This window comes from Mesorhizobium sp. WSM4846, from assembly GCF_055811415.1.
Window position 1 is genome coordinate 1 of sequence record NZ_JBVVPZ010000049.1, and the last position, 22,665, is coordinate 22,665.

Here is a 22,665-nt window from a genome sequence, read left to right on the forward strand (position 1 = left end):
GTCGACCTTAATCAAGACGCTTCGGTGCGAGTGGATCCACGGCTTCATCGCCGACTTCTTCAACACTATCGGTGGAAAGCCGACATCGCCAGTGGATCAGTGCGTTCCGTGACCACGACTGGAACCACCGACAGACAGATGATACATGTACTTGGGTACATGACCTTGGTTGGAGACCGGTATGTATCTGTTTATTCTGTCGGCCCTTGCGGCAATTTTATTGTGCTTGATCGGATTGGTTATGCTCGTAAGAGAGTTGGTAGCGGGAGCAGACCGCAGGATACTCCGACCGTCTTATTGGTTTGCTGCGGCAGCGACTATGGTACTAATGGGAGCGGTTTTCCTTTTTGAGATGTGAGTTCGCTCTCCTGCTCGCACCCCCAGTTTTCGCAAAGGGTCGAAGCTGCCGCTCGATTTATGAGTTTACGCCCTAGCTTATTCATCACTGAAACCCAGCAGCGATGCATGGCGGATGTGGCTGTGGTCGCCACGCAGATGCTTGACGCGCAGCTTAACGCCAGGTGCGACCCAGTGCGTCGCCGGCCGCTTCTTCATCGCCTCCGGCGGCTGCCCGGCATGCTCCTGGACACGCTTCCACAACCGTTCTTTGTCTTGATCAGCGTTCGCAATAAGCGCCGACGGAAGGAGCCGGGTTGAGAGACCGGTCGGCGGCCCCTTTGGGGAAGGTGGAACGTTTTCGCCCTCCTTGCCGTTGAAGCGGTCGGGAGAACCTCGTGGTGGACCAAGTCGCGCAAGTTCGAACTGGTAGCTGCATTTGCCGCGGCGTAACGTTTCGCGTGACCGGCGATCCGCTTCGGGTTGGCATTTGCCACTGCACCGACTGCCGCAAAGCCAGCGGGTCGATTTTCTCTGCGTTTGCAGTGTGGCCCCGAGAGGCATTTGAGCAAATGACGGGTTTCACCAGTACGTACGCGGGCAGAAGCTTCTGCTCGACTTGCGGCGGATGCGTGCCGTCGATCCGCGACGACGAAGTGGAGGTTATGATCGGGGCCCTCGACGAGGTACCAACGGACCTAACACCCGAATACGAACTCTGGACCGTACGTCGCGAAAGCTGGCTTAGTCCTCTGCCATCCGCAACGCAGTTCGAAAAGGACGCAGAAGCCTCCGGCAATGAAGCCGAGGTAGAACCACCTGAGCCCGCAAGCTAAGGACGCAGGCACAACGCCAGAATGAAGGCGGCGGCGAGCAGCATGGCGACTAGTTCCCAGTTAATCCGGTAGATCATCGATCGTCTGCCGACATATCCGCGCCATTGCCTGGACAACCGCCAAGGCTGCCATTGTGCGTTTCGTCCTGCCTCCGTTGCGATAGTTGCCGTTCCGCTTGCCTTCAGGTGCGCCACCGCCCGCACCGTGCATGCGACAGACTGCGCTGCCCCTCACCGCTGGTGACCGACACTGGCAACCGGTTCGCTTCGACCGGGCATGACACCGAGGCGCTAGGTTCATGAGGTTGACGTTATTTTTTTCCGTTACCCTGCCCCCCATGCGGGCGAAATCGCCGCGCAACAGACTTTCCCAACCCAAACTCGCCGGGTAGTGCGGCATTGGGGGAAGCTTCTGCGCCACGCTTTCGCCGGCAACGACAAAGTGCTTCAGGCGCTTGAGCAATTGCAGAACGAAGCATTCATGCTTCTACCGCAAGGCGACCAGTGAAGGTGGTGAGGCCGTCACTGCAGCAATTTTCTGGCTGAAGACTAGGGCGCGCTGGAAGGAGACCTCCATCCATGAGCTGGAAGGAAAACTGGACACATCAGTGACCTTCGTGACCACCTATGAAGATATGAAGCTCCTGTAGGTGGCACGCCCGGCTCGTCGGACGGCTGGTCGGCTCATTTCCCCGCTCGGATCATTTTTCGTCGGCGAGGGTATTCTCAATGGCAGCGATATTGAGCTCAAGCATGGCCACTCGTTGAATCGTGCTGGCGCTGGGTATTGTGTTCTGCTCGGCGGCGGCGAGAAGTAGATCGCGCTGCTCGTCCTTGAGACGTTTTGAGAGCGTTGTCAGTTTTTCGTTCATGTTAAAACCCCAGTGATCCTGAGTGGCTATAGGACACCGGCTAAGCACGCTCAAGACCGCGCGTCAGCAAACCTGAGCGGAGCGCAGGCTATTTCCCCGGTAGGCCACACATGAGTTGCTAGTCCTGGCCTTATGAGCAAACTGCAAACAGTGGTTTGCAGTTTGAACACCCCGGAAACAGCAGCAATGACGAGAGCAGTCGCCTACTATCGGGTCTCTACACAGCGGCAAGGACGTTCAGGCTTGGGCATTGAGGCCCAGCGCGTCGGGGCTTTGCCGATGCCGAGGACATTGCCATCATCAGGAGTTCACCGAGGTCGAAACCGGAAAGGGCGCGGATGCTCTTGATCGACGGGCGCAACTGACCGCCGCCCTCGCCCTTGCCCGCCAGACACAATGCCCGGTCGTCGTGGCCAAGCTCGACCGCCTGTCGCGAGATGTCGCCTTCATTGCCGGCCTGATGGTCCAGCGGGTGCCGTTTATCGTCGCCGAACTTGGCGCCAATGCCGATCCGTTCATGTTGCACCTTTACGCCGCGTTGGCCGAGAAAGAACGGCGGTTAATCTCGGAACGGACCAAAGCCGCCCTCGCCTCGCGCAAGACCACTGGCATGAAACTCGGCAACCCAACGAACACAGCGGAAGCTGCAGCCAGAGGTCGGAAAATCTCGATCCGGGAAGCTGACAGTTTTGCCCAGACCGTGCTGCCGATCATCGCCTCCATCCAGCAGTCCGGCATCACCAGCCTGCGTGGCCTGGCAATAGCTCTAAACAACCGCGGCGTTCGCACAGCGCGCAATGGCCAATGGCAGGTGTCGAACGTCCGCAACATTTTGGGGCGGCAAGCTTCTGCGAACTTGCTTTTATAGGCGGGAATTTACTGACCAGCATGATTCTGAACCCCCGTTGGCCCGCCTCCGGAGGCGCGTCCGCAGTCTTTCTCAGCGCCAGCAGTCGACCCGAACGGTTACGCCATCGGCAAACTTGCCAATGTCCTCGGTCGTCAAAGTTCGAGAGAGCCGTCCCCGCTCGAATGGCACATTAGCCACTTCAAGGAATTCAGCGGCAATGTTCGACTTAATTGCGAAGAAAGTGTTCGGCGCCACCTCGTGCCTTAGTTTCTCATTCACAATTCCGACAACATTTCCAGCAGCATCAAAGAGCGGCCCTCCGGAGTTCCCTGGTTGGATGTTTGCGGAATGTTGTAACCAAGATGCATTAGTCTGCGGTCCACTTTTTGCGTTGATCTCGCCCGATGTAACGCGAACTTCGAATTCCCCCAAAACGTCGGGTAACGGAAACCCTGCAGCCACAACCATCTGGCCTTTCTCTATAGGCGTGCCAACGGTCTCGCGCAACCTCGCCGATACAGATGACGACGTTTTCAACCTAAGAACAGCTAAGTCATTCGCGGTGTCGAACGGACCGCTCTCAACAGGCGAGTGTCGCCCATCCTTCCAGATGGAAAGACCTAAGCATTCCTGTATGACGTGGTGATTGGTTAGAACGTATCCAACCTTGTTTACAATTACACCCGAGCCGGAACTGACACGCTTGGCGTTTGGTAAGTCTCCGAAGAGACGGCCGACAAGCCCGGCTGCGGATAGTTGTTGCGTGGGGCCTTGGATCTCCCGCTCTGTAACCCAATCAGCGGCCCGGCGCCGCGCTTCTGCCCATTGCGTGCGCGACAATGTTGCAGCTCCTTGGACTCGCCCGTTTTCGGCTGCATCACGAACGTCGTTGGTTCCATTAAGCCAAGCTAAATCAAACCACAATTGTGAAGCTACCGGATCCACTTGAACTTCGAATCCATCGCTTTCGGCCACGCCGTCACGATACAATTCTGCCAGCTTCAGTTGCGCCTCGGCGTAACCATTATTCGCGGCTCGGGTCATCCACTCTAATGAGGCACCGGATGGTGCCCCTACTTGGTTGGGCGGAAGCGCTTCCAGCCCAAGCTTATATTGGGCATAGGGATAGTCTGCCTTTGCCGCTTGCTTGTACAACTGCATTGCCTTGGCGGCGTCCTCCGGTACACCCAACCCTGTCTCGTAAGCATGCGCCAGCACAGCCTGTGCCCCACCTACCCCTTTAGACGACGCTCGCTCGATGCTTTCTATTGCCTTCTTTACATCAGCGTTGACGCCCAAACCGTCCGCTAGAAGGAGGCCGACAAAGAACTCGGCTTCCGCCAACTCTCGGCTGGCTGCCTCGGCCGCAAGAGTGTAGATGTCCGCTGCCGCGCCACGCGTTTCCCCCAGCCCCTGGTCCAAGAGAATCGCTAGCTTTGCCTTGGCTTCAGGCGACTCCTCTTCAACGGCATTGCGCAGCCAGCGCGCCGCCTCCTCAAAATCTCGGACAGGAGAGTCGCGGCCCATATAAATCCGAGCCAAACTAAGTTGCGCTGGAATGAAGCGCTGTTCCGCCGCTCTTTCTAACCACGTCACAGCCTGCTCATAGTCCTGGGCGGTTCCGATTCCGAAGGAGTATAATTCGCCAAGAACGTACTGTCCGATCTTGTGTCGCCTCTCTGCAGATGCGCGAACCCATCGCTGGGCTTCACCAAGATCGCCCGTATCCTTCGCTTCTCGTAGATACACTTGCGTAAGTATTAGGTAGGCTTCTGCCGACGCATCCGGTCCCAAGTTTAGCAGGATATGAACCGCTGTAACTGAATCACCGTTGTCCAAGGCTTTGATGGCGTCTAATAGAGGTCCAGCTTGCGCTTTGTTCCTTTCGGTCTGAACCACTTCATCGAGAAGTTTGATCGCTCGATCGATAACTTGCCCTGGAGATGAGTCCTGGTCAGACTGAAACAGCAGAAGCAATTCGTCTTGCGATATTACTCCCGCTGAAATAAGAGATTCTCTGAACGGTCGCCTAGATTGCAGTTCTGCTGATGTCAGTACCACAGCGCTCCGAACAACTCCCGCTGCTTTTCCTTCTTGAGGATACGCCAGCGCCGCTGCAGACCTGTCAAGTTCGGACAACTGGGTGTTGGTACGCGAGTAGCAAGCGCTTTCTATCCCATTCTTGAGAAGTTCGGGAGGTATGGGGTGCATCATGATGGATTGAGGATCAAATGCCGTAAGCGGATGAGCCCCCTCGATGCGGCGGAAATTGGACTCCACTGACTCCACTGCCCAAGCGAACTTGGATCTTAGGCGATCAATTATCAAATCTTCTTCGCAGCGAGCGGCTGGTGATTGCGCTTCATTTATGAACCCAAGCGCGTGGCCAAATTCGTGAAGCACAACGGACCGCGTGAAGACAGACTTCGCGTTCACATCGTTGATATTGAAATTCATTGTTAGTTCTGAGTTGGTGCTTTTTCTCTTGCTGTCTGTTCCCAGATACGAAAAATTGCCCGACCTCTCAAAGCCAATTCGAATATCGCTCAGCTCACTTGTAATACAGCTATTGAAGTTCTGATTCGGAGAGCCAAAATCAAATCGGATATTTGCATACTGCGTCCACTCGGTCGCTATCTCAGCGATGTGCTTGCGCACCTCCAAGTCCCCGCCCTTGAAGCAAATACGCAGTTGTGATCCAGGCTCCCAAAGTTTATCAACCACTGCGGTTCCAGAGAATGCAGGATTTCCTCCGGCCACAATCATCACAGCGGCCATGGGTAGGAAGGTCGCTCTCATGGTTGGAATCTTATGACTGAGTATCATTTGGCTTCGCCCTGCACTACTGCCGCGGTGCCATTAACCTGTCAGTAATCGAGCGTCGCGAAGTAATGGACAGGTCAGGAGAGACGATTGCGTTTAACTGGTCCAACGCCTGGGTTAACGTCTGAGCGTCAATGGGGGCCGCTTTCAGTTCTGCCCGCAACTTCTCGATATCCGACCCGCGATCGGCCAATTGTGCACCAACATTAACGGTTGGGTACGCGTCGCGGATGGATGCCTGATCCCCATCCGATAAAGTGACGTTGTCCTTGGCAATATAGCACGGGCTCTGCTCCTTCGATTTGTACATCCATGCGTCGAAGCGATACAGCATGATTGAGTCGGCGTCGAACTCGCCGACGGTTGTATACCGTCCGTCGTTGACCAATCTGCGAAGGTTGAAATCAACAGTTTCTTTAGACCAATAGTTTGGATGGCCGGCAAGATATTGATAGATTGTGTTCCAATCGAATTCCTCTTCACAGCTTGCCAATGGATTCTGGTGCTCGTGATGCAGACCCAGCGCATGACCAAACTCATGCAGCACTACTTGGGAGAATTCGGGCTCGCTGGGTGGCACGATATCATACCCCTCCAGGTTCATTGATTGCTCGTACTGATCAGCCAGGTTGATGCTGTCTCTCCCAACCAAAGACCAGTAACCGTCATAACCAAAACCGATCCGTATGTCGTAGACCGCACCAGGTCCACAGACAACCGGATTGTTGACATTGCCGAAGTTCAACTGAACGTTTCCCCATTTTGTCCACTCCTGAGCGGCGACTGCTATACGAGCACGCAGTTCCTGCCGCCCCCCCATGAAACAGACAAGCAGCGATGATCCGGGACTCCAGAGTTTGGCCTGTTCGTAAATTGCCCTAAGCTCTTGACCGGCGCCCGGCGGCAAGACAATCTGTTCCTGTCGAAGCACCCGGGCGTTCAGGTGCGGCGGCAGAGCTTCGAGTACCTTAACGTTGGGCAGGTCGGGACCAGGCTTTTGCTGACTGTACGCGGGACTTATACATACCGCTGCTGTTAAGATACAGACAGGCCGCATAAGACTAAGCATGATTTCGCCCTTCGCTTCAAACTCTCCCGGTTGTTCTGCTGCGAGTAGATATTTTAGACGGATTTGCGAATACCGTCTAGCCTAGGTTTCGATATTATAAAGCACCGAGAAGTTTGCTCATTCCGTCGATCACCATCTCTTTAAAGGTTAGCACCCGAAACGCGATGCGAGTCCGTCAGTTCGACGATCTCGACACGAACTTCTACCCCATGGCGCTCGCCGCCCCCCCGGTGCGGCGGCGTCTAGAGTGTTGAGATAATCCTGAACCGAGCGGCGGGTGGCCGATATAGCCGACCAACTGATCGGTTCCAACACTTCCGCCTAGCGCTGCTTGTTCGCACCGACTTGATCAGGCTCGCAACGACGGCTCGGGCTCGCCGCTAAGCGAGCAGCTCAATCAGCCAAGATCGAAACACCCCGCAGTTGTCAAGGCTCAAGTCGAGGGTTTACGGATAGATTAAGGCTCTGTATGATTTAAGAAAAACGAGGAAAGCTCCGGACCATGGTTACAAAACGAACTATGTTCTTAACATTTGTCGGCGCTACCTTCGCTGCTGTTGCAATTGCATTGTCAGGCGAATGGGAGTCAAGCGGGATAGCGTCGATGTCGTCAGGCGACTGGGAGTCAAGCGGGATAGCGTCGGTGCCAGAGTCAAATAATTTCAAGGCTAACAAGCTTGCAAACTCTGGTGATGGTGATTGAATCTCAGCTGGGAAATTGACTCCAGAAGGCCAGTGTTCCTGAGGGGTGTGCTTCCACCCCTTCGTGATCGCATCAGGCCTTTACCGCACCCTTGGCGATCGCCTGCTGAAATGTGATGTCCTTGGATGCTCCTAGCGCGGCGAACGTCTCGTGCAGCGCGATGGTGTCGGCGCGGAAACAAGGCTGTCGGAATATCGGCCAATGATCCGCGCCACCAGGTTGGTAGGGATTGGTTTACATCTCGGATCGCAGCTGTGATCGTGCGGTCGAAACGTTTGTCGCGCCGCCCCCGATTCAGACAGGCCCGCAATTGGTCGGGATTGCCGGAAAGCAGTTCATAGCGAGCTCGGGCAACATAGTCGCTCTGAACTGTGGTGAGCCCGATCACCCCACCTTCTCGGCGGCCAGTCCCCCTGGTGACGCGGCCTACTACCTCCAATGCGGTCCTCGTCGGATTGGCGCCACGGGCAAGACCCTCAGAAAAAGCGGCACGGATCGCAACTTGTTGTTGATCGGCAACAATGTGGTGACCAGTTGCGCCGAGTGCTCGCGAAGCCAACCCTCCGCAGCCACGTTCCGCGCATACCAGCGAAGAACGACCTGAAAACCGCCTAGGGATGTGCTCATCGCTCTTAGGACCGGTCTGTCTTATGACAGACATGCATGACAACAAAAAGTCGCGCGCAGGACGGCCTCCTCGGAGCTCGAGGACAATTCGGAGACGCTGGCGTGGGTGCCGTCTGAGGCATCAAGAATTCAAAATCAGCGAACCCATAGCTCCAGGTCAATGGCATCAACCGCAACGAGGGCGGCGCTCGCAGCGCCGGCGCAAGAGACCGTGAGTTGAACAGAGACCGTTAGCGGAGCATAAGAAACAGCTTCGCTCCCGACGGTCGGCCAGACGGCTTCCGCCGGGCTATAAAGCGTCCGGATCAAATCGACGCTGTCGCCTCCCCCATCAAGTGAAGCTACCATGGTTTCGGCGTCGGTCGCGCGCGCTAGTCCAAACTGAATTGTTGCTCGCGCTCCCTCACTTAACGCCAGTTGACCCCTGAAGTCTCCCCGCGTGGCGGTCCAATCTGTTGAGGCAGGGATGTTCGCCTCAACTGATCCCACGAGAACGGCCGTGGCGGATTTTTGTCCCGATCCGTCACACCGCGCGTCAACACCCTCTAACAGAATTGATAGGGATCGCCCATCCGGCGCCTGGACGACAGATGCAATCTTTGAATGAGCCGGGACGGCGGCCAGTTGCGAGAACTCTCCCCATTCGATTGTGGCCGTTTGCGCGAGATCTGCCATGCTCCTCCTTGGCCAATGACTCTGGCACCATTCCATTAGAGTTATTCTGAGATTGGCGATATGCGCACCCACCTCGTGTTCGCGATTAGTATTGCATGACAGTGCAACGTGTCATAGACACGCGCATCGATCCGGTGCCTGCAACTACAGCCCGTGCGACCAGACAAGCAGAGCTCAAATTTCTGATCACGCGAGGTCCGGGTAAGGTTGCGGCGATACACTGACCGTCCTGCCTCGCCCGCAGGCTGCTCTCAATCGGCAGCGGATCCCAATTTGTGAAACATTCCGTCGCTTGTGTCTCCTTCTCAAGGCGTCAGGGAGGAACAAGGTCTGGCCGACATGCTTATGGCAACCTTCCTTGACCGCGCCCCCGGGTTGCCAACTGTGATCGGTCGCTGGCGTATCATCGAGCCGATCTGTGGGATCGCGGCTATCTCGACCTCGGCGGACCCACCATCACCATCGGGTCCGACAAACGGCGACAAAGCCATGCTCAAGGCGCAACGGGATCCTTGTTCAACAGGCCGTGGCCGCCCATGATAGAGACTTATTGCACGCCCAGCTTCCTAATGCCCTTCGGCGGTGGGCCTGCCGTCTTCTCGACCCGCTTCCATAGCCGGTCCCGAATTGACTGGTTCAGGGTAATCACCTGCTTGCAGCCGCTCTCGCCGCTGCGCGCCCGGTGCTGGTTGCGAAGCTCGACCGGCTCTCGCGCGATGTCGCATTCATTGCCGGCCTGACACGACCGGCTGTTAACGATGCCGCTTGCAACGTCTCGGATTGAAGCTGTGCTATGCATCGTTGCAGAAGACCTCTCTGGGGCACCCCCATGGTCAATCCGCGTTCGAGATCTCTGGAAACGGCTCTTTTAGGTGCGTTACTCCTTTGGTTGGCTCCATCGCCTGCGGTAGCTCAAACCATAGAGCACCTGATTAGCGTGCGGCAACATCCCTAAATAATCGATCAACTTGGCACGCAAAGTCTCTCCGACTTAGTGCTTAAGGTAAATCGGGTGTTCGAGGCATGTGGCGTGAGGCTGAGGCTAATTCAAGGTCAGCCAGAGGAGGCCCGAATGATCTCCCCGACGTGATCTCCTCTTCATCCGATTTCAAAATGTACGCGGGAAGACCTGGCACTATAGACGTTGTATCGCGTATTGATTGGTGTAGTGGGTTCGCTCCTCGAATAGCGGGCTGCGCCAATACGGCGCGCCGGCTCCCCGACCGAATTTCCCATTTGGGCTCACGAATTTGCGCATACGACGGGCCGCCGGCATCGCGATGCTCAAGGCGCGCTAATGAGGCCAATGCTTCGGCCGGAGAATGTCGATCTGAATGCGGTAGAGTGCCGGTTGCTGGTTGGGGGCTCACCAGCCATCCACTCCGATGTTGACGCCTCGGATTTTGAGGATGGTCCCCCGACAAACGTGGAGGACGACTTCGTTACTGCTGCGGATCAAACAACTCCCGTGACGGAATTCGTAACAGAAGAGTACCCGGGCGGGGTTCCGTACGAGCTGGCCGCAATTCGGGGCCGAACATCATTTTCCTTGATCGTCAAGACTCGCTGTGGAATCTTCCACCAAACTGAAGTGAGAAAATATTCGATGGGCGACGAGCTGATCCGCCTCCCCGGTGCAATGGAGCCCGTCACGCGCCTCGGGATTCAGCACCACAGGTGCGAGCACCCGGCTTTGGCAAGAATACAGGATGGGGCTTCGCCAAACCGAGGAAACCATCGCATTGGTTCATCGAGCGCATGTACTGCCGCCTCAAGGACTCAGGCGCATCGCCACCCGGTACGACCGTCTCGCGCAGAATTTCCTCGCCACCGTCTGCATCGCCGCAACCGTCAGCTACTGGTTATGAGTCCGTACCCTAACTAACCCGGGGATTACAGATGAAGGTCTCGTTCAGCAACTTCAAAAACTTCTTCCAAGGGGGTTGTGACCTTCAATACCTCAAATTGTCCAGAGGGTTGGGCAGCATTTGAGCCTGCAGCAGGAAAGATGATTTTTGGACACGCAGGGAGCGAAAAATTCAAAATGAACTCCCAAGGTGGCAAAGAAAGCCAAACCTTGACGGTGGAGAATTTGCCCCCATGGTCATGCAGTATATCCACACGCCGGTGTCGTCCCAGGCGATATCTCAGGCGCGCACGGGGGTGACACGAAAACCATGGTGAAAAACTCAACGACTGGAGAGGGACCCGGCAAATCCCTGCCGTTTAGCATTCTTCCACCCTACGTGGTTCCCAACTACTGCATTAAGGAATAGGATCATTCGATTACGGTCCGCCGCCCAGCGCAGAGGGCTCCAACTTCGGAGCAAAACTTTCACTACTTTACTCGTCGATATCTGCCGGTCGTGGCGCGCTGGCCTAGTCAGGTGGAAACTCGCTTGCAAACTTATGTTGCCTTTGATGTTCGCAAGCGTCGGCATCAGTGCAGGCATTTAATTTAGACGACGTTGGTTCCTCATGCCCCAACGGGCTATGGTCCCGATACTCCGACCAAGGGTGAAGAATGAAAATCATGCGCACCTTAGCCGGCGCGGCGCTTCTCGCGGCTTTCGCACCGTCCGTAGAAGCCCAGGACTTTAGTCTGGGGAAACCGATGCTGCTTGGCCAGGTCGTGCTTCCGACCGGCCTGAAGATCGCCGGCGTCGAGTTCGGCGGCATTTCGGGCCTCGATTACGACGCCGGCAGCGATCTCTTCTATGCAATATCCGACGACCGCTCGGAGAGGGCGCCTGCGAGGATCTACAAGCTCAAACTTGCGATAGGCGAGAAAGGTGTCGCCAGTGTCGACATCGTCTCCTCCCACCAGCTGACAGGCGCCGACGGCAAGGCGTTCGCCGCCAACAACATCGGTCCGGAAGCAATCCGCGTCGACGCAGCGTCGAAGCGATTGTTCTGGTCGAGCGAAGGTGATTCAGCAGACAGGCCGGCGATCTACGAGGCCAATCTCGACGGCACCTTTGTCAAGGCGTTCGACTTGCCGGAAGCCTATCTGCCGAATGCCGATGGCACGCGCGGCGTTCGCGGCAACCTTGCCTTTGAGAGCCTGAGCATCTCGGCGGATGGCAAGACGCTGTGGGCCGGCACGGAAAACGCACTCATCCAGGATGGCGACAAGGCGACGCTGGAGGCGGGTAGCCCGAGCCGCATTGTCGGCCTCGACATCGCCACTGGGGCCGTAGCGGCCGAATATGTGTACGAGACGGGGAAGATATTCACCAAGGCAACGCAGAATCCGTTCTTGAACGACAACGGCCTGTCGGACCTCCTGGCCGTCAGCCGGGATACCTTACTGACCGTCGAGCGCTCTTTTGCGCTGGGTATCGGCAACGAGATAAATTTCTATCTTGCCAAACTCACCGGCGCGACCGACGTCAAGGGATTGGCATCTTTGAACGGCCAGACCGTCGTGCCTTTGATCAAGCAGCACTTGATCAAGATCGGCGAAGGCGACTTCGGGCTCGATATCGACAATATCGAGGCCTCCACCTTCGGGCCTGAGGTGGCCGGCAAGCGCACGCTGGTGATCGCCTCGGACAACAATTTCAACGCGGACGGCCAGTTCACGCAGTTCGTGGCATTCGTGCTGGAGCCGGTTTCGAAGGAATGACGTTTGCGAGCGTGCGCCTCGCGCACAGTCAGCGATCACGCTGCGGATCGACTTCACCCCTGTTCCGACTAGTCCGATCGTTCGGGGCCCTCACCTGATATGGTCAAAATCTGCGGAAACATTGCCGTTCGCTTCCTCCAGCAAAGTCCCAGCCTCGAGAATCGCGCAAGTGCCGATCGCCGGGAAGTCGATCTCAGTTAGATCGAACCTCTAATATCGATGCAATTTCCTTTTGAGGGTCATGCAGTTCACCGGCCCAGGGGAAACATCCGCTTCAGTGGTGACAAACCTTGAGGCAACACGACACTGGCGACCCGGCAGCAGAGCCGCTGAGTGACGCGACCACGATGTGGAGATTCTCGCCAAGGCACAGGCCTCTGACGACTCATGACACGTCCTTTGCGACGAATGTTGTCGCGGAAGGATGGTGGAGATCATAAAGTCGCCAACCGCATGGGCGTCAGCTTGGAAGGTCGAGCTGACGGCGGCTTAGGTCATAGTAATCGATCTTCCAGATGATCTTGATCCCACTGACCGTCATGACCGCGCAATCGTGCTCGCCATAGGGATCGTTCTCGCGAGTGAAACTATCGAACGCGGTGATGGCCGAGATGATATCCCTGATCGCCGAGGGACCGAGGGACGCTATCCCGGTGGTGATGACGATGGTCCCGCCAAGCCGCCGGATTCTCAAGTCGTCGTTGAGTAGCCTGGTCTCGAGGACGGTCTCGTCGAGCGCCCGGCTGATGTCAGTGGCTTCCCTAAAGAGCGTTTCTCGTTTCTGATTCGTCATGGTCTTTCCCCTTTCTGGACACGGTTGGTCCTTTCTGGCCGGCGCCATTGCCGGTCAGTTCCTGCATTCGAGTTCTTGTCAGGTTGGAGTGGTTAGCCCGCGTCAGACGCAGGCAATGCAGCCGAGGGCCCGTCGACCGGGACCGCTCCCGAACTCCACCGCCACAGTTGGTTGTCCTTCCCGGCCACTGTCGCAATATGATCGACACTCGAGGCCGCGAGCCGCTCACACATGGGCTGATCAACGACTTCCCTACCCGCCCACGAGCCGTCCACGACCATCGACCTTCGACTGACGTCCCGACATGGGCGCCCCTCCGGTCGGGATCAGGACACAGGACAATATTCCTATTGTCGAGCCGACCTGATACCGGGTCAGGTCGGAGTCATCAGTTGTAAATGAGCTGCGGCGGGACAGTGATGGCCGGACCAGGAAGAAGACCTGCCATGAAGCGAGCTTTCTCGATCACACGACGAGGTCGAAGATCTGCGGGCTCAGGTAGTGATCCGTCAGCTGCACGATCTCGTGCTGACAGATCAGGGTCGGAGGCAAACTCGACTGGCTCAGAAGGTGCCTTTTGCGCACAGGACAGCCGCCGGCGCACACCATGGAGCGGACGCTGTCGCGGCTCGACCGCGACGATCGGCGAGACGACTGTTATGCAGCCTTCGATGCCGAAACCTTGTCACGCCGTCCATCGATCAACAACACAACCTCGTTCCAGGTTAGGTCCGTAGGTAAGCGAATAGTTCATTCAGCCGAGGACGTCGTCAGTGTGAAAATGGTATTTCACACTGGTGAGCACCACAGATACATCCGCGATGTTTCAGGCGCCGTCCCACTGGACGCCTATCTTCTTCTTCGAAGAGTACGGGGCATTTTTCGTCTTGCCAAGACCATTCGGCTACCCTCTTATCTCGGTATTGTCGGGAGGGCTGCGATGGCGAATGGTTGGGTGTTTCACGTTGGTGCCGCTGTTCTCTACGTGAATGTAGAGGATCGCGATGAGGCAATCGAGAAAGCGACTGAACATTTCAAGGGATCGCCTGGCGAACCAGGCATTGTCCCTGAGAGCGTATTCAGATTTTTCGGCATGCCAATGGGCGCCCTGTCAGAACATCGAATCCTAAATTACAAGCCGAAGCCCAAGACCGATTGATCTAAGTGCAACCCTAGATTTAACGCTCCAGGCGGTGCCCGGAATTGAACCGCGCCGGGTTTGCCGGAGGCTCCAAACCTTGAGAAGGTGGAGCCATCATGAGCAAGACGACGAACAGGTTTTCTCCCGAGGTGCGCGCCCGAGCGGTGCGCATGGTTTTGGATCACGAAAGCGAGCATGGTTCGCGCTGGGCGACGGTGTCCTCGATCGCGGCAAAGATCGGCTGCACGGCGCAGTCGCTCAATGAGTGGGTGAAGAAGGCTGAGGTGGACAGCGGCGTGCGCGCCGGCCTTCCCACCGAGGTTGCCGAGAAGCTGAAGGCTCTGGAGCGGGAGAACCGGGAGCTTCGGCAGGCCAACGAGATCCTGCGCAAGGCGTCGGCATATTCGCCCATCGGCAACATCCCGCCGGCGGAAGCCGAGGCACGCTACTACGCCATGCTCGAAGAGCCGGCCATGGCAGCGTGACTCAAACGAAACGGCCTCGGCAAACCCGGCGCGGTTCAGAATCGCTATCAAGCCGCCCGCGCAAGCGACGAACACCAAGAGCTTGGTGAGCGTCTTCCCAAAATACTCTTCGAACTTGTTGATGAGCCCAAGATCCACAGCTCAACGCCCCGTTGGAAGTGACTGGATTCTATATGTGCAGAGTCGGGCGGCAATGTAAGGGCTTGACTCCAGCAGAATGAAAAAGGAACATATTCCTACACTCCATTCTGCCGGAGAAATCTCAATGCCAGCCCGCCACAAAGGAATCGACTCCGATTCCTTCCTCGACCGCTTTTGGCCGCACACGCAGTCATCCCTTGGGAGAACTGCTGCGAGAAGAACTATGACCCGGCCCATAGCCGTGCAAAAGAGATGAACTGCGCCAGTCGGCATGCCTTCATCCGACGCGACAACAGGGAATACCTAGGCTTCCGGTTCAAGGAACCGTTTCAGGCAGAGCGGATGGCGCAGGAGTTTGGCGGCGAGACTTACTATGCGCTTGACCGCAGCAAAGGCAGCGGCTGGGAGAAGTGGCGGCGGAAGTCAACGCCGAACAAGTTTGCCAGATATGGTTGATGCCGTAGGCCTTCAAAACTACCTGACGCTCAGATACTTCCGACTCATCATGTCGGACCCGCTGAAGCACCATTTCCTTCCAATCTTCTACCTCAAGCGATGGATGCGGCCTGAGGACAAGAAGCTCATTGAGTTCAGGAAGGCGGTAACCGGTGACGTGCGGGTGAACTCCGTCTATCCGGCCGCCACCGGCTATGTCCACCGTCTCTACGAGATGAAAGGAATGTCGCCGGAAGTCGCCCAGCAATTTGAAAGCACCTTCCTTGCGCCAGTCGACAGCGGCGCTGCACGATCAATGCAACTAATGCTCCAGCATAGGGATGGGGAAAAGCTCACCAAGCCCTACCGGCAAGCGTGGACACGCTTTCTACTAAGCCTGCTGTTCCGAATGCCTGCAGACATCAAGACCCTGAAAGCCAACGTCCGGGATGACTGGATCATGTCGATCCCGGATTTGCAGGACAAATACACGGAAGTGCGCCGTGAATCCGATCCTCTGTCCCTGGCAGAGTTTTTGGATGGGCAGGACGATTCCGCCTTCGAAGAATCGGCCATGGGCATAGCCAGGAAGATGATCGCCCATGCCAACATCTCCCGCACGATCCGGAACATGTATTGGTCAATCGTTTCGCTAGAGGGCACCGACTTCAGTCTGCTGACCTCCGATCGTCCCGTCATCATCACGGATCAGCTGAACCTGCCTGAATCCCACATTATCCTGCCGATAGGCCCGCACCATCTGTTTGTCGCGGTCCATAGCCGCCGCCATTCGACTTTTCTAAGAAGCCGCACGAAAACCCACCTCGCCAGACTCGTTAATCTAACGGTTGTGGAAAGCGCCACCGAGGTTGTCTACGGTCATAACGACAGGCAGGAACGGTTTGTTGCGCATCGCCTTGGCAAGAACAGACCGCCGTCACAGCTGGAGCGTGTGCAAATGCTCCGCAAGGAACAAATGCAGCGCTTGCCAAGGCCGGACAGTGTGCTCAGAATCTGAGCGTGAATTCTCACGACCGTGCCCACCTGACCCGCGTAGCCGCCCTCGGCTGTGTGGTGGTGTTTCCGGATACCGGGGAACGCTGTTGCTCCCCAGCCGAAATTCATCATCCCCGTGCCGGTCGGGGGATGGGTCAACGTGCAGACCACTCCCAAGCGATTCCGCTTTGTTTTGCGCACCACTCGGCTCAATGCCCTCTCCCATTCGACCACGCCATCCACAAGGTCCAGAAATCGTTGAGGCGAACTATGGAACGGAGGCTGAGCTATTGGAGCGAACTAGATCCCTGCCGTAAATTCCTGCGCCAAGGCAAGCCTGCGCTCGCGGAATGTGTCGAGAGAATCCAGTTCCCCGGTATCGAAGTAATCGTGAGCGATGCGGTTTGCCTCGGCTACGATGGTGATAAAAATGTCAACTGCTGCATCGAACGAGACCTGATCCATCTTGTCGAACGCCTTAATCTCAAAAGCGGGCTTCTGCGCGCTACCGACTTGACGGAAATGACGGTCAATCAACGCCCTCAGGTTGTTGTGGGTCTCTGCACAAAGCCCGCTGTAGACGGCGTAATAGAGGTCGCCGAGACCGGCCAAGTCGAAGCGCTGCTTTACCGACATAGGCCTGGGTAGCTTTGCCAGCGCGTCGGTGTGCTCCTGAACCCGAGTGGCGGCCTCAGCCTGGAGCGTGTGCAGGAACGGGTTGGTACCGGCCACAGCGTCCTTGCAAACCAAGCGCCACTGCTCGTGGTAGTGGGCCTCCATCTGGTCGGCATATCCGGCGTCGTTCGCAAGGTTCTGAAGGTCGATATACGCCTCCAGGCAGGATCTCTGGATCCCCTGAACTCCCGCAGATTTTTCGGCATCAATAAGGAATAAGGCGCTCTCAACGTACTCTAAGACGGTGGCGTACAGCGCCATGATAAGGCGGTGGTTCGGATTGCCCTGGTTGAAGACGATACGGCCGAGCGCCGCATACGTCGCGGCGAATTGCTCCTTCAACAACTGGTACATGGCCGACTCCTAGTTGGGAGTGGAGCTTATCAGTCACGACCTTCTGAAAATACGCTGTCCTATCGGCTGATCATGAGCTGCAGGGCTTCGCGCTGCCAACCTTTGGTCAGCGCGGGTGGGCGACATTCTTCGCGCTGTAAGATGTTGTTTCCTCCCGCCTGAGTTCGACAAGCTGCGCTACCAGGCGGCGTTGCTCAGTCTCAATCAGGCATAAGCGTTCCAAGTCGACGAGCTATTCGACCCCGCGCCGGATCGTGTTCGTCACCATCGGCACACGGTGCTGCCTCTGGTACATTCTGAATAAAGAGGTTCAGCGGCTTAGGCCGCTTTCGCCTTCCGTGCTCGCTTTGGCTTTGCTGCTACCGGCGCGTCTGCGGCAGGAATAGGCTCCACAATTTCAATGGGCTCGGGCGTACTAGCCATACGCTTCCACTTCTCGTGCCATTGAATAAGGCGATATGAGTAGGCGCGTGCCTTGTCCAATGGGCTCCGTTTGGCGATCTCGATAAGCGCTTCCGCCGCTTTGTGCATGATTGCCTGCGCTACATCGGGCGGATTGGATACGTCGATATAGTCGGTCAACCCGTTGCGAATGATTTTGAGTTCTTCCCCTGTGTGGCTCGTTAGAACACGGACGTACTCGGCTACAGGTGCCTTCGCGAGTTCGAGTCCGATCTCAGAGTTGAAACCCGCTTCCTTCAGCTTAAGGAACCTATCGTCATTGGTGAGGTCGGGCTCGGCCTTCGCTTGAATCTCCTGTATCCGCTTAACAATGTCGGCAGGAAGCTCGTGGCCGAAGCGCAAGAGGCGCTCCATATCGAAAGCGCCGGGGTTCTCTTCATTCGCCTTTGCGTAGGCCTCAAACACCTGGTTCGACGCGTCAAGTTGGCCGATCCGTCGCAAGAGGTCGAGGAGCTGACTGGTGGTGCTAAAACTAAAATACCTGGCGTTGCGTTCGTAGCAGTCGGTCACAATGTCCATCATCTCATCGACGTTGTCTACGAAGGACCCGTGGAATACCGCCCATGCGTTGTCTAGCTCAGCATTGGCTTCGCCTGCCTTCTCCCTCTCGTGCAGCTGATTGGCATACATGGCCACGATACTAGGATCGAAGTAGCCATTGATGACGCCTTGAATGAGGACATCATCAAATTCGTCGGTAAGGTTGTAGCCATAGCGCTGGAGAAGCGGTCCCCATTGCTTCTTCAGCGCCGCAAGCTCTGGAGTAGGCCCGTCGATGAGTGAACTGAATTCGCCAAGCTGCCTGATATAATCGAGAGGCGGTGATGAATCGCGTTCGAGGTAGCTCCATCCAAATAGGGTCAGCGAGCCTATAACCGACTTCATCACCCCAGGCTTATAGTCTTTGAGAAGCGGTTCCAGCTCATTGATGAGCCGCAGAATCTTGCGTATGACGCGAACGTTATCTATCCCGAGCGCGATAGTGCGGGCGGTCAATTCCTCCTTGACCAGCGGGGTAGAGGTGTGCCCCTTGAAGGCAGTCTCGGCACTTTCAGCCGGAGTTGGAGCAAACCGAAGGCTCACGTCGACGACCTTTTCCAGGAACGTCTCAAACTCCTCGCGGTCATCAAGCTGCTCATCGTTCAGCAGCAGCACGACTTTGCAGTTCCGGTCGTCCTTCAGCTGGGAGATAAGGCCCAGAACGTCGGCGCTGCGTAGGTCCTCGCCCTTACGCTCCAGATCGTCAATGCAAACGAGCCGGTTGCGCACAGTGAGATACATCACCGAAGCACCTATAGAGGAGTAACCATCTCCTAAGGCCGCCCCAGCGAACCGCGAAATCCAGGTGGCAGCCTTTGGCAAACCGCTGAACAGCGAGTCCACGTCCTTTGGGTCGAAGGCTTGACCGATTCTGTCTCGATTGACCGTCTGATAAAACACCTCACCCTTCACGTCCGCCAAGCTGTTTTGACCAAACAGCGAGACGTAGGCGTACTTTTCCATCACCATTCCGCCCGTAGGCTTCGCGGCTTCTCTCAACGCCTCCATCCAGGTGTAGGTTTTGCCGGTACCCCAATGCCCTCGGATGCAAAGCACTTCGGCCGCCGGCGACCGCAGGAACTTTGCGATTTGGGCTTGGACGTTTTTGACAGACATCGCGGTGCTCCTCAGGAAACTAACGCCTAAATAACATGGCCGGCATAGTATTTCCGAGGGAGCAAATCGTGGATGACACGAGAAAATAAAGCAGGGCCATTCTCAACAAATTACTGCATCGGGCAGTCTTGGGAGTAGCTGACCGTGTCATCCTGCTTGCGGTACTTATGACGAACGGGCTGCCTCCATGCGATAGATATGTGACCCGTGCATTGCTAATGGGATACGCATAGGTCATGCCCAGAGCACCACCAACCTTGTGTTTGGTTTGATACTTCTCGTCCTCACGATCAAGTTCGTCAGCCATACCTGCACCCAGGCGCGATCGTTATGCGCGAGCGCTTCCGTTCTATGTCTAACAAGCGACGCAAAGCTGCCGTTTTCCTTGCGGAAAAGTGCGTCGCCTTCGGGTCAGCAGATCGGGTTCAAAATCCGACGAGAATGTCTCTCAGTGTGAAATTGGGTTTTCACACTGATCCCTCCCCCGAGGGTTGATCTGACCAAACGATGACAGTTGTACGCTGTGCCCAATAACTCCCGTGGTTGGTAACGCAGCGGATGACCGGGTTGGGACCGAAAGCGGATCGATCTTTCGAGCATCCAGTTGGAAAAAGCAGTCATACAGCTCATGACCCATTGCGGAAGTTCGTGCGTCACTGGGCCAATTCCCGCGGCTGACCCGGAGCAGTCCACTGCTGCTGCGCGGCGAGAACGTCGCGGAGCGAGGCGATCTGCCATTGGTCACATCCGACGAAACGCGCAAAGTGCGCCAAACTGCGGAACAAGTCTTTGGGGCATGACTCAAGTTGCTAGTAATCGGGACTGCTCGCCCTCTCTCACCCTCGCGTCGTCGGCGCCCTCATTGGGAGAATGGCCAACGCACTTCTTTACAAGACTGAACGCAGCCTCTGACCCGAAGCCGACGGCCGTAGCGACGGAGACGACCTTGGCACCGTGCCCTAACCCTGCAGCGCAGAGAACTGCAACAGGTGTTGATCAGCAAGGCACAGCGTTGCCGCGACAAGTACCATTTGCGAAATTTGGAAACCCCCATGTTAGAGCGCTATTTGCTGCGTCTCTGTCGGGCCATCGCAGCCTCGTTCGTCTGTTCCATTGGGCGGCTTTGAACACGGTGCCGTGCCCAACATCGCATGGTCGTAATGAAGGAGTGGATCTGCTTTTCCACTCACCACCTGTTCGGATCACGCATGCGACACACAGATATCACCAGATAAATCACCGCTAGAACAAAACTACCAATATAAATTACAGAAAAAAATACTGGCTCTAGTACAATTGAAATGAAATGTAAGCTATTTCGCTTATCCGTCAACGTGTAAGCAGCGATCCTCTGCAAATATACAATAATAGATGACACGATAGATACGTTGAGAAAGGTTAAACCAATGATATCAGTTTTCCCGTTCTGCGACAGTCCAATGAATAGTAATGCTATAAAAAGCCCGTAGTTCGTTGAGAATAAAAAATTAGTAAGTGTGCAAAAGTAAAAAAGGATACTTGTTCGTTTAAAGACGAAGAAGTGACGAAAGCAACATTGAATGTGTCCACTTTGCCATCGAAGGCGTTGCTTCATCAGGTGCGGAAAGGTATCCGGCACTCGCGTGATTGCGATAGCATTCTTCGCGAGAACTGAGCGGCGTCCCGCACGGCCAAGCGCCAAGGTCAGATCAGCATCTTCAGTAAGTGTGCGCGATGTGAAAGGGGGCTCAGGCAGCGCAGCTCTTCGAAACAGTGTCGCAGCACCAGGAAGCACCGATATACATCCAACTAAACTCTGACCGGCTCGCTCGAAATTCAATCCAAGTGAGTATTCTACTTCTTGTAACCTACCAAGAAAAGTTTCCCTCCCCTCTGCAATTAAGAGAAATGAGACGGCATCGGCTCCACTTCCAACCAGTTCAGTAACTGCACATCGCAGCGCCGTCGTGCCTAGCGTTGTATCAGCATCAACCGTGGCAATGAGTGGACACCTGGCGTTCTGGATGCCGATGTTCAGCGCGGCAGCCTTGCCTTGATTGGTAGGCAGGCTGAGGACAAACCCTCCATGAAAATTGCGAAGCTGGTTTGCTGCCAACTGTGCCGTATGGTCGGTGGAGCCATCATCGACGACAATGATTTCGTGAGGCTCTGGCTGCAGGGAGGTCAGCGAAGCCAGCGTGGCGCAAATATTACGTTCTTCGTTGAAGGCCGGAACAATGATCGTAATGCCTTCTGAGACCTGCCGAGGTAACGGGGCATTGCGTTCGCATGCAGTGCTTTTCAGGTGGAACGCACATCCCAACGCCGCCCAGATCGCTATTCGCCCCCAAATAACCACGAACGCTGCTTCGATTACCAAGGACAGCATCGTTCAACACTTCTAAGAACATCACCGAAACTGCTCCACGATCCACCGCTCTCCCGATACCCTTGCTTCGCTGTCCAAAATTGCCATACCGGGATAATAATCGAGGGGCAGAGGGCCGGCATCATCTCCGATGACATAACCAAATGTCTTACAACCAGTACGAGCGTACTGGGCGGTGCGGTCACAATCCTGGCGCTGAGAGGTTGGCCACAGTGCAAAGAGCAAATGAGTGTACTGCGAAATCTCTTCACTTTTCGCTCCATACTGGAATGTTAGGTCTTTAGTCGCCGTATCGAGCTGGACTTCTTGAGTGTCAAAATCATAAGGATCAGCTGAGAATGACGTCTCACCATAAGGGTCATCCGAGACTATTATGCGGTTCGGTTTGGTAGATGGGCGAGGCTTTTGCAGGACGGAATAGCCTACGTGACCATACTCGAACTCAGTCTTGCCTGGTTCGGCGCTATTGATCCTCTCCGTAAGGGTGGGTTCTGGAGGATTCGAAGTCTCCAATGCATAAATTGTGAGGCCTAACAAAAACTTCTGGCCGACCTCAATTGGCGCGGAGTCTGCAGTCTTCGGCCCACACGACAATCTTATCTCGAACGTTGTGTTCTCTTCCTGCTTGCTCACCCGCGGGTTATTGAGCGAGCACTGTGTTTGCTGCGCGTATGATACATCTGTAGAAGACATGAAGGTCATAGTTATCAAGATCAAATGACTGGCAAGCACAAGAACCCT

Annotated in this window: 14 protein-coding genes and 3 pseudogenes; 8 read left to right on the forward strand and 9 right to left on the reverse strand. The window is 55.9% G+C overall.

The features are described from left to right. Positions 1-435 precede the first annotated feature (435 nt). Positions 436-600, reverse strand: a complete 165-nt coding sequence (locus AC0L15_RS28355) for a hypothetical protein (protein WP_473497775.1) — start codon at positions 598-600, stop codon at positions 436-438. 137 nt (positions 601-737) lie between these two features. Between AC0L15_RS28355 and AC0L15_RS28360 the strand changes: the two genes are divergently transcribed. Further along, complete coding sequence (locus tag AC0L15_RS28360; protein ID WP_473497777.1) at positions 738-1,172, forward strand: GFA family protein; 435 nt, start codon at positions 738-740, stop codon at positions 1,170-1,172. Between the two features lie 700 nt (positions 1,173-1,872). Here AC0L15_RS28360 and AC0L15_RS28365 read toward each other — a convergent pair. After that, entirely contained in the window at positions 1,873-2,043 is a 171-nt protein-coding gene (locus AC0L15_RS28365) for a hypothetical protein (RefSeq protein WP_473497779.1), read from the reverse strand. 250 nt (positions 2,044-2,293) lie between these two features. Between AC0L15_RS28365 and AC0L15_RS28370 the strand changes: the two genes are divergently transcribed. After that, entirely contained in the window at positions 2,294-2,911 is a 618-nt protein-coding gene (locus AC0L15_RS28370; RefSeq protein WP_473497781.1) for a recombinase family protein, read from the forward strand. 72 nt (positions 2,912-2,983) lie between these two features. Here AC0L15_RS28370 and AC0L15_RS28375 read toward each other — a convergent pair whose 3' ends face one another. Together AC0L15_RS28375 and AC0L15_RS28380 are read right to left on the reverse strand one after the other, a co-directional pair. Continuing rightward, complete coding sequence (locus AC0L15_RS28375; RefSeq protein WP_473497783.1) at positions 2,984-5,719, reverse strand: trypsin-like peptidase domain-containing protein; 2,736 nt, start codon at positions 5,717-5,719, stop codon at positions 2,984-2,986. Between the two features lie 16 nt (positions 5,720-5,735). After that, the gene (locus AC0L15_RS28380) at positions 5,736-6,785 is read right to left on the reverse strand and encodes a zinc metalloprotease (RefSeq protein ID WP_473497785.1); all 1,050 of its coding nucleotides are present in this window, start codon (positions 6,783-6,785) and stop codon (positions 5,736-5,738) included. 2,657 nt (positions 6,786-9,442) lie between these two features. Between AC0L15_RS28380 and AC0L15_RS28385 the strand changes: the two are divergent. The 3 genes and pseudogenes from AC0L15_RS28385 to AC0L15_RS28395 form a co-directional block, all read left to right on the forward strand. Then, positions 9,443-9,529 (forward strand): annotated as a pseudogene (locus tag AC0L15_RS28385) (recombinase family protein); the annotation flags it as partial. Positions 9,530-10,539: 1,010 nt separating this feature from the next. Continuing rightward, positions 10,540-10,658 (forward strand): annotated as a pseudogene (locus AC0L15_RS28390) (IS5/IS1182 family transposase); the annotation flags it as partial. A gap of 665 nt (positions 10,659-11,323) precedes the next feature. Next, entirely contained in the window at positions 11,324-12,418 is a 1,095-nt protein-coding gene (locus AC0L15_RS28395) for an esterase-like activity of phytase family protein (RefSeq protein ID WP_473497787.1), read from the forward strand. Between the two features lie 460 nt (positions 12,419-12,878). On the opposite strand, the gene AC0L15_RS28400 is transcribed toward AC0L15_RS28395, so the two are convergent. After that, positions 12,879-13,211, reverse strand: coding sequence for a DUF3768 domain-containing protein (locus AC0L15_RS28400; RefSeq protein ID WP_473497789.1), 333 nt, complete (start codon positions 13,209-13,211; stop codon positions 12,879-12,881). Positions 13,212-13,818: 607 nt separating this feature from the next. On the opposite strand from AC0L15_RS28400, the gene AC0L15_RS28405 reads away from it, so the two are divergent. The 3 genes and pseudogenes from AC0L15_RS28405 (at position 13,819) to AC0L15_RS28415 (ending at position 16,431) form a co-directional block, all read left to right on the forward strand. Continuing rightward, the gene (locus tag AC0L15_RS28405; RefSeq protein ID WP_473497791.1) at positions 13,819-14,370 is read left to right on the forward strand and encodes a hypothetical protein; all 552 of its coding nucleotides are present in this window, start codon (positions 13,819-13,821) and stop codon (positions 14,368-14,370) included. A 98-nt stretch (positions 14,371-14,468) separates the two neighbouring features. Next, positions 14,469-14,789 (forward strand): annotated as a pseudogene (locus AC0L15_RS28410) (transposase); the annotation flags it as partial. 562 nt (positions 14,790-15,351) lie between these two features. After that, positions 15,352-16,431: a DUF4238 domain-containing protein gene (locus tag AC0L15_RS28415; protein WP_473497793.1), complete on the forward strand. Its 1,080-nt coding sequence runs from the start codon at positions 15,352-15,354 to the stop codon at positions 16,429-16,431. Between the two features lie 278 nt (positions 16,432-16,709). Here AC0L15_RS28415 and AC0L15_RS28420 read toward each other — a convergent pair whose 3' ends face one another. From AC0L15_RS28420 to AC0L15_RS28435, 4 genes are all read right to left on the reverse strand, one after another. Further along, complete coding sequence (locus AC0L15_RS28420; RefSeq protein ID WP_473497795.1) at positions 16,710-17,438, reverse strand: DUF5677 domain-containing protein; 729 nt, start codon at positions 17,436-17,438, stop codon at positions 16,710-16,712. 318 nt (positions 17,439-17,756) lie between these two features. Then, positions 17,757-19,556, reverse strand: a complete 1,800-nt coding sequence (locus tag AC0L15_RS28425) for a hypothetical protein (protein WP_473497796.1) — start codon at positions 19,554-19,556, stop codon at positions 17,757-17,759. 1,186 nt (positions 19,557-20,742) lie between these two features. Then, the gene (locus tag AC0L15_RS28430; RefSeq protein ID WP_473497798.1) at positions 20,743-21,924 is read right to left on the reverse strand and encodes a glycosyltransferase family 2 protein; all 1,182 of its coding nucleotides are present in this window, start codon (positions 21,922-21,924) and stop codon (positions 20,743-20,745) included. Positions 21,925-21,945: 21 nt separating this feature from the next. Further along, positions 21,946-22,656 carry a hypothetical protein gene (locus tag AC0L15_RS28435; RefSeq protein WP_473497800.1) on the reverse strand — a complete coding sequence of 237 codons (711 nt, stop codon included), beginning with the start codon at positions 22,654-22,656 and terminating at the stop codon, positions 21,946-21,948. Positions 22,657-22,665: the final 9 nt, after the last annotated feature.